The 13,517-nt window shown below is 31.2% G+C and carries 4 protein-coding genes; all 4 read right to left on the reverse strand.

The window, feature by feature from the left end; all coding sequences use genetic code 11:
• Positions 1-2: 2 nt before the first annotated feature.
• Genes JCM14822_RS06325 through JCM14822_RS21685 form a run of 4 tightly spaced genes read right to left on the reverse strand, consistent with a single transcriptional unit; the run spans position 3 to position 13,444 of the window.
• Positions 3-575 carry a condensation domain-containing protein gene (locus tag JCM14822_RS06325; protein ID WP_083461300.1) on the reverse strand — a complete coding sequence of 191 codons (573 nt, stop codon included), beginning with the start codon at positions 573-575 and terminating at the stop codon, positions 3-5.
• Complete coding sequence (locus JCM14822_RS06330; RefSeq protein WP_083461301.1) at positions 563-3,763, reverse strand: non-ribosomal peptide synthetase; 3,201 nt, start codon at positions 3,761-3,763, stop codon at positions 563-565. Before JCM14822_RS06330 ends, JCM14822_RS06325 begins: the two co-directional genes overlap by 13 nt.
• A 22-nt stretch (positions 3,764-3,785) precedes the next feature.
• Complete coding sequence (locus JCM14822_RS21680; protein ID WP_330377364.1) at positions 3,786-9,467, reverse strand: amino acid adenylation domain-containing protein; 5,682 nt, start codon at positions 9,465-9,467, stop codon at positions 3,786-3,788.
• Positions 9,404-13,444 (reverse strand): condensation domain-containing protein, encoded by a 4,041-nt coding sequence (locus tag JCM14822_RS21685; protein ID WP_330377365.1) that lies wholly within the window; start codon positions 13,442-13,444, stop codon positions 9,404-9,406. The genes JCM14822_RS21680 and JCM14822_RS21685 overlap by 64 nt, the downstream gene beginning before the upstream one ends.
• Between the last annotated feature and the right edge of the window lie 73 nt (positions 13,445-13,517).

The raw sequence follows: 13,517 nt of genomic DNA on the forward strand, positions 1-13,517 counted from the left end.
AATCAAGCCAGAATTTTTTCTTGTGTTCTCATTTGCTCAGAATTTAATAACTCATTTTGCCATGCACAATAATCTTTATATTGTAATTTTAATGGCTCTAACGTTTCTCCTTGATAAAGTAATAAAAATTCTTTGACAAATACATCCATAGAAAGTCCATCTGAAATAATATGATGCATATCGATCATTAAAATATGCTTTTCATTACTTATCTTAATAATACCAACTCTTAATAAAGGTGCCTTTGCTAAATCAAATGGTCTAATAAAATGATTAACAATATTTTTTGCTTCTTCCTCATCTGCTTCTTGATATTCAATAGGTAAATCTACCTCTTCATGAATAATTTGTACAGTTTTTTCATCCCTTAGTTCAAAAGAAGTTCTAAAAGCCTCATGTCTATTCACAACCTGTTTGATAGCTTTCATGCAACGTGCTACATCAAATGTACCACTGATTTCTTCAATAACCGGCATATTATAACTGGTATCATCTTTATTTAATTCATGAATAACATATAGTCTCTTTTGTGCAGATGATAATTCATAGTAATCTTGTGATGCTATAGGCTTAATGCTTCATATTTAATGCCTTTTTCCTTTCCTTCTACTACTTGTGCAAACGCTTTAATAGTAGGAGCATCAAATACTTGACTTAATGTAACATTACTTTTAAATTCACTATTAACCTTTGAAACTAAACGAATGGCTAATAGCGAATGTCCACCTAATTCAAAGAAATTATCTGTTGTACTAACCTTTGAACGGTCTAATAAGTTCTTCCAGATTTCTACAAGGCGTTCTTCCACCTCATTTTCTGGTTTTCTATATTCTGTCTTTAAAACTTGTTCAGGTTTAGGCAATGCTTTACGATCTACTTTACCACTTATTAATAAAGGAAGCTCCTCTAGCTGAATAAAATATGTTGGAATCATATAATCAGGTAAATACTGCATTAAGTATTGTTTTAAATCATTTGCTTCTAATACTTGATGTGCTGAGAAATAAGCACATAAATATTTATTACCATTATCCTCTTCCATATCGATTACGATCACATTTTTTATGCTAGGATGATCTAATAATTTATTTTCAATTTCACCTAATTCTATACGGAAACCTCTAATTTTTACTTGGAAGTCTTTTCTTCCTATAAATTCAATATTCCCATCTGGTAACCACTTACCAATATCACCTGTCTTATATAAACGTTGGCATTGCGTTCCCATATAAGGGTCTATCATAAAGGCATTGGCTGTCCTTTCTGGGTCATTTACATAACCCCTTCCTACACCAATACCAGCTACACAAAGTTCACCTGGTATCCCTAGCGGGCAAAGACGCATATGATCATCTACAATGTACATACGCATATTAGCAACCGGCTTACCAATTGAAATATTGGCAACTTTAGCTGGTACCTCATGCATAATGCCTTGGGTTACATCATCTGATGCTTCTGCTGGTCCATAAGCATTTACCATTGGTATTTCTTTACAAAGCTCAAACCATCTTTGAACGACAGGTAATTTAGCTGCTTCACCTGTAATTAATAAATATTTTAAAGCATCTAATGTAATATGATTTGCTTCTATATAATCCATAACAACCATTAAATAGGATGGCACTACCTCAAGTAGTGTTACACCATCTTGTATAATACGTTTCACAAATATTTCTGGGGCTAATACTACTTCGTTACTATAAATAGCCGTTGTTCCACCTAAGGCAAGTGCACCAAAGAATTGCCATACTGAAATGTCAAAACATTGATTCGCATTTTGTGCAAACACCATTGTTTCATCTAATTGAAGTTGTTCTTGTTCAGCTAAAATATGATTTAACATCCCTTGATGTTCAATCATAACGCCTTTAGGTTTACCTGTTGAACCAGAAGTAAATAAGATGTATGCCAGTTGATTTGATAAGATATTAATGCCTAGATTTTCTTCATGTATTAAAGCCTTACTTATCTCATCTAAGCAAATAATCTTTCCTTTATAACTTTCCCTATATGTTGCATCAATATATTTTGATAAAGTGATAACATAATTTGCTTTTGCATCTTCTAAAATGCCTAACTTACGTTGGATTGGATAACCTGTATCTATAGGAATATACGTTCCACCAGCTTTCCATACCCCCATTACACTCTCTACAAATAATGGTGAACGTTCTAGCATAACTGCAACAAAGCTTTCTGCTTGTACGCCTTCCTGTCTTAAATAATGGCCTATTTGATTTGCCTTCTTATTTAATGCTGCATAAGTAATGTGGTCATCTCCAAAAATAATGGCTGTTTTATCTGGATTCTTTGCGGCATGTTCTTCAAATAACTGTGGTAATGTCTTTGTTAAATCATAACTTATAGACAATTCTTTTTCAGTTTCTAAATGATTAAATGCATATAAAAGCTTTTCTCTTTCTTGTTGAACGACTAAATCAATTGAATTCACTTTAATATCATTCTCTTGAACAATTTGATTAATAACCTGCATGAAGTGTTCTTGAATATTTTCTATCACATACTGATCATATAAATTACTATTGTAATTAATTTCAACTGTTGTTTCATCACCTGGTAATATATCAATATTAAAGTCATAGTTTGTTTGTTCAAAGTTTTCTACATTTTCAATAGACCATCCCATTTCTTTACAAACCGTTAAGTCATCAAGGAACTGCTCTAAAGGATAATCTTCTATAACTAATACGTGATTAATCAAATTATTTCTTAAACTTGTTTGCGCTTGTATATCTGCCAAAGAACAGTATTCATATGATTTAGAATCTATAGAGTTACTATAGGTTTTTTTAAGCAGTTCTACAAAAGTCATATTATCTTCTGTCTTTATGCTTATTGGGATTGTATTTATAAATAAACCAATCATCTGTTCAACACCTTCTACTTGAGGTGGACGCCCAGATATAACTAACCCATATACAGCTTCGTCCGTATTGTTATAACGTTGTAAAATTAATCCCCATATAACTTCATAAACAATATTAACTGGTACAGCAACACTTAAAGCTAACTGCTTTAAGTGTTGCACTAGATGTGCTGGTATATTAAATGAAAATCTTGTATTTGAATAACCTTCTTCACAAACTGTCTTTTGAGGTACTACTGCACTTTGTGCATAGTCTTTAAAGTTTTCTTTCCAATAAACTAATGCTTCATCTTTATCTTGCTTTTTTAACCAATTAACATAGTTACCAAAGGGATATAAATCCTCTGTATTAACAGATAAACCTTGCATTATTCGACTATAGTTCTCAAATACATCACGCATAATAATACCTGTACACCAACCATCCATTATAATATGATGATGGCTCCAAATAATCTTATGGCAATTTTCATTTAGTTTTAATACAGATACTCTCATTAATATATCTTTTTGAAGGTTGAATCCCTTATTAATATCACGTTGTTGATAATCTGCAATAAACACCTGCTGAGCTAATTCGTCTAAATCACTAATGTCTTCATATTGTACTTTAAATTCACGGTCCATTAAGACAATTTGAATAGGTTCCTCTGTCCCTGTAAATTTAAATATAGTTCTTAATACATCATACTTTTTCACTAATAAATTAAAACTTTTTTCATAGCATTCAACTGAAAATTTTCCTTTAATATCATAAGTCATTTGTTCAAAGTAAGCAGGTGATTCCGGATTCATTAATGTATGAAAAAGTATACCTTGCTGCATAAGCGTTAAAGTATAAATTTTCTTTATTTTAACTTTCTTACTCATCATTCGTCCCCCCTTATTGCTTCAATTAGTCATCTAATAAGCCTTCTAATTCATCTACTAAATCATCTAGTTCATCTATTGACATTTCATAGCCTACATCATCTGGTGTAATTTCCACTTCCTCTTTATTCATACAGTGCATAATTATCATCTTCAAATGTTCCATATAGCTTTCTAAAAATCTTCTTATTGTTGCTTCCTCAAAATCTTGTTCACTATATTCGATTCTCATGATGAATCGTTCATCACTTATAAGACCATTCATATCGAGCAAGAATTCTCTCTCCAAGCATTCTCCTACCATTTTTCCTGTATTAATACTTGTTAGCATAAACTGCTTACCATTTTGAAGCGCATTAATATCCCCTAAGTAGTTAAAGTTAATTTCTGCCAACTCGCCTTGCTTAATAGTCGTATCTGCTGTTTGAGATAAATATTTCAAGATACCATAACCAATTCCCTTGTTAGGAATGTGCCTTATTTCTTCTTTGATAGTTCTTATGGTATAGCTTAAATCATCTGATCTGCTCATATCTAATAGTACAGGATATTCTGTTGTAAACCATCCTACTGTTCTTGTTAAATCTACATCTGATAATATTTCTTCTCTACCATGTCCTTCTAGGTTTACAAACATATAATCTATATTAGCCCATTCTTTCACTGTAAGACCTAATGCTACTAATAATAATTCATTAATTTCTGTATGATATGTTTCATGACACTTCATTAATAAGTTTTGTGTTTCTTCACGTCCTAATACAATACTTATTTCTTTGTTACTCCTATAAGTACGTTTCTCTTTATCTTCATCATAATCTCTAGGAAGCTTACTTATTGGATAAGTGCATTGTTTGAGCCAATATTGACTTTCGTCTAACAACGCCTTACTTTCCGCATAAGTTTCAAGCTTATTGGTCCATTCTTGATAAGAAGTTGTTTTCTTAGGAAGATGAATTGCTTCATTATTTATAAGCGCATTATAAACTGTATCTAAATCCTCAATTAATATTCGCCAAGAAACACCATCTACAATCAAGTGATGTATAACGATTAATATATAATCTCTTCCAAGTGTTTTAAATACACCTACATTTACAAGTGGTCCGTTCACCAAGTTAATCTCTCGTTGTAATTCCTCTGCTAATGCTAACATACTTGGTTCGAAATCTATTTCACCCGTTAAATCATATTTTTTCAAATGATATAGCGTATCTTCTATTCCTCTATTATATTGTATAATACGCCCTTCTTCTTCATAGTAAGACATTCTTAATGCATCATGATGTACCATCAACTTATCAAGTGCCTCTTTTAATAAATCAATATTTATCTCATGAATACTACTACAAATAAAAGATTGATTATAATGATTACCATTTAAATTATGACGTTTAAAGAAACCTTTTTGAATAGGTGAAAGTTTAACTTCCCCAACTACATTTCCTTGGAAAGATTCTACTAAATTTACTTTTATCACTTTACTTAATGCTGAAATGACTGGATATTCAAAGATTTGCCTTACTTCTACTTTATAACCTAATTCCATCATACTAGAGGCTACTTTAATTGCCTTAATAGAATCTCCACCTAAACTAAAGAAGTTATCTTGAACACCAACTTGTTCTATACCTAAAACATTTTCCCAAACTTCCACTAATTTTTCTTCTAACACACTTTGTGGTAATTCATAATGTGCTTCTAAGTTGAGCTGAGGTTCTGGTAAACTTTTACGATCCACCTTACCATTTGCTGACATTGGTAAAGTGTCTAGCTGCATAAAATGACTTGGTACCATATACTCTGGCACAAAATCTAATAAATATTGTTTTAGTTCCTCAACATCTAATGTAGATTGTGCTGTATAATAAGCACAAATATAGTTATTATCTTTATTATCCTGTCTAATTACAGCCACTGCATCATTAATTGCTTCATAATTTGATAAGTGACTTTCAATTTCTCCCAGTTCTATTCTAAAACCTCTTACTTTAACTTGTGCATCTCGTCTACCACTAAATGCAATATTTCCATCAGCTAACCACTTACCCATATCTCCAGTTTTGTATAATCTGATATGTTCATTAGGTCTAAATGGATCTTCTATAAATGTATCTTGCGTTTGTTTTGGATTATTAATATATCCTCTTCCTACGCCAATACCTGAAATGCAAATTTCTCCTTCAACACCTATTGGACATAATTCCATCCTTAAATTCACAATATAGATATTTATATTATTAAGTGGTTTACCAATAATCATATGTTCCTGTGTTGGCGCACTGCTCATAACATATTGTGTTACATCATCAGATGCTTCAGCTGGACCATACGCATTCACTAATTTAATTGAAGGACATAAATTAAACCAACGTTTAATAACATTTACCTTAACTGATTCTCCTGTAGCAATAACATATCTTAAATTTTCTAAGGTGATGTGTGTTTTTTCAATATAATCCATCATTACCATTAAATAAGATGGTACAGCTTCTAATAGAGTAACTTTTTCTTTACAAATTGTTTCTACAAACTGTCCCGCTTCTAAAATAAGCTCATTGCTATAAATAGCCGTTGTACCGCCTAGTGCAAGTGCTGCAAAGAATTGCCATACTGAAATATCAAAACACTGATTCGCATTTTGTGCGAACACTAATGTTTCATCTAATTCTAAGATATCTTTCTCTGCTAAAATATGATTGAGCATTCCCATATGTTCAATCATAACGCCCTTAGGCTTACCTGTTGAACCAGAGGTGAATAAAACATAAGCTAATTGATTTTTAGTTACCAAAATATTAAGATTTTCATATGACTCTTTTGCAATTTCTATTTCTAATAAATCTAAATATAAGATTTCCCCTTCATATTGCGCTTCTAACAATTCATCTCGATATTTAGATAATGTAATAATCTTATTGGCTTTACTATCTTTTAAGATACTTAGCTTTCTTTGTACTGGATAACTTATATCTATAGGCATATAAGCCCCTCCAGCTTTCCAAATACCCATAACACTTCTTATAAAGAGTGGTGAACGTTCTAACATCACACAAACAATATTTTCTGCTTTTAAACCGCTCTTTACCAAATAAGCAGCAATTTGATTAGATGACTTATTGAGTTCATCATATGTCACTTTTTGGTTTTCATATGAAACAGCTACTTTTTCTGGTTGCTTTAATGCATATTCTTCAAAACGTTGGTGTACAAGCTTATCTAAATCGTAATTAACCTTTTCCCCTGCAAATGTATTTAATAACATCTCTTGTTCACTTGCCGATAAGTAGTTTATTTTTGAAATTTCACTACTTGGGCTTACTGTGATTGCTTTTAATATATTAATAAAATGTTCACATATTCTGTAAGCTGTTTCTCGTTTAAAGAGTGCTGTACAATACTCTAATTCAAAGACAATCTTATGATCCTTTTCCACAGCATCTAATGATAAATCAAACTTAGAAACTTTAAAATCAATAGGTTTAATCTCACATTTTAATTCTGCCATCTGGATAGCGGCATTTTCTGTATTTTGCATCGTAAACATCGTATCAAAAAGTGGATTACGACTAATATCTCTTGTTGCCTCTACTTTTTCAACTAACTGTTCAAATTGATAATCTTGATACATCATAGCCTTTAATACTTTTTCTTTCACTTCTCCTAAGAAAGTTAAGAAAGTTTCATTCACATTTTGAATATTTCTAATAGCTAGTGTATTTACGAACATCCCAATAATATTTTCTAATTCTACTTGCTGTCTACCTGCTACTGGTGAACCTACTACTATATCATCTTGACCTGTATATTTACCTAATAAAACATTATAAGCTGCTAAAAGCATCATATAGAGTGTTGTATTCGTTTCTTTTACTAAGGCTTTAAGTTCTTTTGTAAGCATTTCATCTGCTTCAAAATAAATACGGTCTCCCTCAAAAGATTGTACTGCTGGTCTTGCATAATCTGTTGGTAAATTTAATGGCACTACTTCTTCACTAAATTCATTTAACCAATATGCCTCAGCTTCTTTTATTTCATCACATTTTAATAAATCATTTTGCCATTTTGCAAAATCCTTGTATTGTATTTCAAGTGGCTGTAACTGCTCATTATTATAAAGCTTACTTAATTCGGTTACCAAAATATCTATTGCTACACCATCAGATATAATATGATGCATATCAAAGCACATATAGTGCATGTCTTGGGTTACATCCATTACTTTTACTCTTAATAATGGTACTTTAGTTAAATCAAATGGTGCGACAAATCCTGTAATGGCTGTATCAATCTCATTTTCATTCACTTGCTCATATAGTATTTCAAAATCTACTGCATCATGGATGATTTGATAAGGTTCATTATCAATGTATGTGAAGCTTGTTCTTAAAGTTTCATGACGTTTAATCAATTGATTAAATGCATCTAATAATCTTTCCTTATCTATTACGCCTTTCATCACTACAACACCTGGCATATTATACATGGTGCTATTATTTTCAAAACTATCTAATACATATAGTCTTCTTTGGGCAGATGATAATTCATAATAGGCTTTTTCCTCAACTTTTGTAATTTTTTCGTAGTGTCCTGTTTCAAAATCATTTAAATGGAGTGCTAACTTTTCTATTGTTGAATACATGAAAATATCTTTTGTTGGGAGCTCTACATTAAATACTTTATGAATACGAGAAGCTAATTTAGCTGCTTTTAAGGATTGTCCACCAATATCAAAGAAATCATCTGTCATACTAATTGAGTTAGTTTTTAACACCTCTTGCCATAATCCAAGTAGCTTTTCTTCTATTTCATTTCTTGGTGCGATGCAAGTTACTTCACTAGTCATTTGAGGACTTGGTAACTCTTTATGATTAACTTTACCATTTGGTAAAAGTGGTAATTGTGACATTTGCATAAAATATGCTGGTACCATATATGCTGGAAGTACCTCTGTAAGATAACGCTTTAACTCACTAATTTCTACAGCCTCATCGGCATCAAAATAGGCACATATACATACATTTTCTTCTGGGTCTTGCTTTGTAACAACTGCAACATTTTTAATATGTACATAATTTACTAATGCATTTTCGATTTCACCAAGCTCAATTCTAAACCCTCTTACCTTTACTTGATAATCTTTTCTGCCTTTAAAAACAAGTGTGCCATCTGGTAACCATTTTCCTAAATCACCTGTTTTATACATTCTTACCTTTGTTTCTGTATTAAATGGATCGTCAATAAATGCTGCTTTTGTCTTTTCTGGTTGATTAATATAACCTCTTCCTACACTTATACCTGATACACAAATTTCACCTACAACCCCCATAGGGACTAACTGCATATTTTTATCTACAATATAAATATTAATATTATTAAGTGGCTTACCTATTGGAATATCTTCGTCACATTTAGGACATTCACTCATAATATATTGCGTAATATCATCAGATGCTTCTGCAGGTCCATATGCATTCACCATTTTAATATTTGGGTAAAGGCTAAACCACTTTTTAATAACAGGATATTTTACAGCCTCACCTGTAATCATGAGATACTGGATACTCTCTAAACTTAACGCTGAATCTTCTTCTATACATTCCATTAAAGTCATTAAATAAGATGGCACAACTTCTAATAAACTTACTTTATTTTCTTGAATTGTACGAATAAACGCTTTTGGCTCCATAACAAGTTCATTAGGCAAATAACTGTCGTACCGCCTAATGCTAATGGTGCAAAAAATTGCCATACTGAAATATCAAAGCAGTGACTTGCGTTCTGTGCAAAAATTAATTGTTCATTTAAATTAAGTTCATCTTGTTGTGCGAAAATATGATTTAACATACCTCTATGTTCAATCATTGCACCCTTAGGTTTACCTGTAGAACCTGATGTAAATAATATATAAGCTAATGCATCTATATCTGTTTTGTTATTTAAATTACCCGTAATTTCATTTGATAATATGATTTCATCTAAATAAATAATCTTACCTTTATAGGTTGCTCTAAATGTCTGAGTAACATACGAAGACATTGTTATGAGTGTTTTCGCCTGACTATCTTCTAAAATATCTATTAGTCTTTGAACTGGATAACTTACATCTAATGGAATATAAGCACCGCCAACTTTCCAAATAGCCAATATAGCTTCAACCATCTGGCAAGAACGTTCTAACATGACTGCAACAATTTTATTTTCCTCTAAATTCTCTCGTTGCATATACCATGCCAGTTGATTTGCCTTTTTATTAAGGCACTGATAACTTTCTTTTTCCTCCCGACAAATAACAGCCAATTTATCAGGTGTTTTTAAAGCATGTTCTTCAAATAGTTCATGAAGACATTTACGCATATCATATTGCTTTTGATTCCTATTAAAATCATTTATAAGCATTTCTCTTTCATTTACAGATAATAATTCCATTTCCATAATTTTAAGTTCAGGATTATCTGTAATAACTTTTAATAACTGTAGTAAATGCCTACTCATTTGTTCAACAGATTGCTTTTTAAAAAGAGTTGTACAATATTCTAATTCAAAATATAACTTTTCATTCTTTTTAATTACATCTAGGGATAAATCAAACTGTGCTGTTTTTGTTTCAAATTGATAAGGTTGTACCACCATATCCTGCAGAGCAAGCTCACTACTATCCATATTTTGTAGTGTAAATAACACATCAAATACTGGATGACGACTTAAATCTCTTTTTATTTTTAAATCTTCAACCAGCCTTTCAAATTGATAAGCTTGATGTTCAAATGCTTGCATTGCATTCTGCTTAACTTGTGCTAAGAATGTCTTAAAATTCAATGTCTGTATTGGCTTGTTACGCATTGGAAATGTATTTACAAACATACCTATCGTTTCACTAAATTCTTCTTTTATCCTACCACTTGCAGGTGAACCTACAATAATATCTTCTTGTTGTGTGTATTTGGCTAATAAAATGTTGTAAGCTGCTAATAGCACCATATATAATGTTGTATCTGTTGCACAACTTAGTGCTTCTAAGTGCTTTGTTAAGCTTTCATCTGCCTCAAAATAAATCTTGTTTCCTTTATAACTTTGTTGTACAGGACGTTTAAAGTCTACTGGTAAATTTAATACAGGAATTTCTCCTTTAAAAGTTTCTAACCAATAGCTTTTATCAGTTTGTTCTGCTTGTGTATACGCTTTACTATTTTGCCATAATACAAAGTCTTTATATTGAAATTCTACTTGTGAAGGTTCTACACCATTATATAAATCACTTAATTCCTTAATAATAATATTAATTGAAATACCATCTGCAATAATATGATGAATATCAAAAAGGAAATAATACTGCGTTTGTGCTGTCTTTAAAATTTCCACATGCATTAATGGTGCTTTTTCTAAATCAAATGGTCTAATAAATTGTTTGATAGAGTCATCTAATTGTTCTTGTTCGATTTCTTCTAATTTTAATTTAAAAGTTAATTCAGGACTTATTTTTTGATAAGGTTCCCCGCCTATCTTACAAAAAGATGTCCTTAAAGCTTCATGTCGCATGATTAACTGATTTAAACTTTCTTCTAATTTAGTGAGATTTAAATCACCTTTCATTGACATGATGCCTGGCAAATTATACATTGTACTTTCTTTTTCTAAATCTGCCATCACATACATTCTTTTTTGTGCTGATGAAAGTTCATAATATGCCTTTTCTTCTGATTTATTAACTGCTACATATTCTGTCTTCTCTGCGCCTTGGATATATTCTGCTAATCCTCTAATTGTAGGGTTCGTAAATACTTCAGATAACGGTATATTGACTTCAAACATCTTTCCTATATAATTAACTAATCTTGCTGCTTTTAATGAATTTATACCTAGTTCAAAGAAACTACCTGTCACGCCAACCATTTCTACGTCTAAATTTTCTTTAATAAATGTAACTAGTTTCTCTTCAATTACATTGCTTGGCTCTACTAGCTTGCGATTTGTTAAAATTTCTTTATAAAGCTGATTTAAAGTTCTTTCTGCTTCTTCATATTCACCCTGTTCATACTTTTTCGAGTATACATAATGTTGTTTCTTTCCACTTGTGGTTTTAAAAATTGTTTTAACTGGCAGCACATGTTTAACTTCTATTCCTACTTTGTCATTAATAAATCTTTTAATTTCCTGTGCAATAGGTACAAATTGCTCTAATGATTTTCTATGTAAAACAAATATCCCTACTTCTTCTTGTTTAGTTTCTTGATTATAAACTCCACATACTACGCTGCCGCCTTCTTTAACCCCTTTAACTTTTTCAACATATTCCTCTAAATCAAATGGATAATAATTTTGTCCATTAACAAAAAGAATATCTTTCTTACGTCCTGTAATAACTAATCTATTTTGATTTAAAAATCCTATATCTCCCGTATCTAACCAACCATCTTCTGATAAAACTTTTGCTGTCTCTTCTAAATTCTTAAAGTAACCTTTTGTAACATTATCCCCTTTAATTTGAATGCTTCCAACAAACTCATCTGGTAATACCTCATTTTGCTCATTACAAATTCTTACCTCACAACCATCTATTACGGAACCTACACCTACAAATTTCACCGCATTTTTCTCATCACATGTTACTTCTACTTTATGATCTATTAAAAGTGAATCTCTTACAACTTGTACAACCTCGATCTTTTCACCTAGCTTTGGGAATGTTACTGCCAAACTTGCTTCTGCTAACCCATATACAGGGAAAATAACATTCTCATTTAAATGATAAGGTCTTAATGTCTCAATAAACTTATTACATAAATCTATTGAAATAGGCTCAGCACCATTATAAATAATACGTATATGTGATAAATCCCAATCTTTAGCAATCTCTGGTTTAAACCATTTCATAAAGTATTGATAACCAAAGTTAGGTGATGTTAAGAGTGTTGCTTGATGCTCATTTGCTTTAATAAGCCATAAGACAGGATTTCTAATAAATAAATCTGTATGGATATTATATTGATTAAACCCAGCTACCACAGCTGTTAGATGGCACCCAATAAGTCCCATGTCATGTGTCAACGGCATCCAACTTAATATAACATCTTTGCTTACCATATTTGATGCATTAATTATCCCCTGAATATTGGCCAAAAGATTCTTATGAGTTAAAACAACACCTTTAGGTGTCCCTGTAGATCCAGATGAAAATTGAATAAATGCCGTTTCATCAGTTTCCACTTCTACAACTTCTCCTTCTTCTAAACTCTCATCAAGTTCATTTGTATAGATATACTCTAACACTATAGCTTCATACATTTCTGATAATCCTTCTTTTATCATAAATGCTTTTAACTTTTCTAACTCACTTTGGTCAATTAACATATAAGGATTATCTATTATCTGCATAATCTTAATTAGTTTTAAACGATGTTCATATTTATTGCCTATTACAACAGGTACAGGTATAATGCCCCCTAGCATACATGCCCAAAAAGTAAATACAAAATGTTTATTATCTCTTACTTGGAAAATTAATTTACAACCTTTTTTTAAGCCTTTACGCTGTAAAGCGCCTAAATATTTTAGTGCATTCTGGTATAACTGGTCATATGATACATAATACTCTCTAGTTAACTCATAAATAAATGTAATACCCTTGTCTTTTATTTTGCTTTTTCCGATTAATACTTCACCTAAATTTTTAAATTCATACACAAAATTACACCCCTCACATATATATGATATATTTATCTTTTAATTATATTGTAATATTTATTAGTAATTTTTC

The organism is Cellulosilyticum ruminicola JCM 14822, assembly GCF_001311925.1.
Taxonomy (GTDB): Bacteria; Bacillota; Clostridia; order Lachnospirales; family Cellulosilyticaceae; genus Cellulosilyticum; species Cellulosilyticum ruminicola.

Excerpts from the sequence above, each read along its gene's own strand:
- JCM14822_RS06330 (WP_083461301.1), bottom strand. The coding sequence starts at position 3,763 with ATGATGAGTAAGAAAGTTAAAATAAAGAAAATTTATACTTTAACGCTT.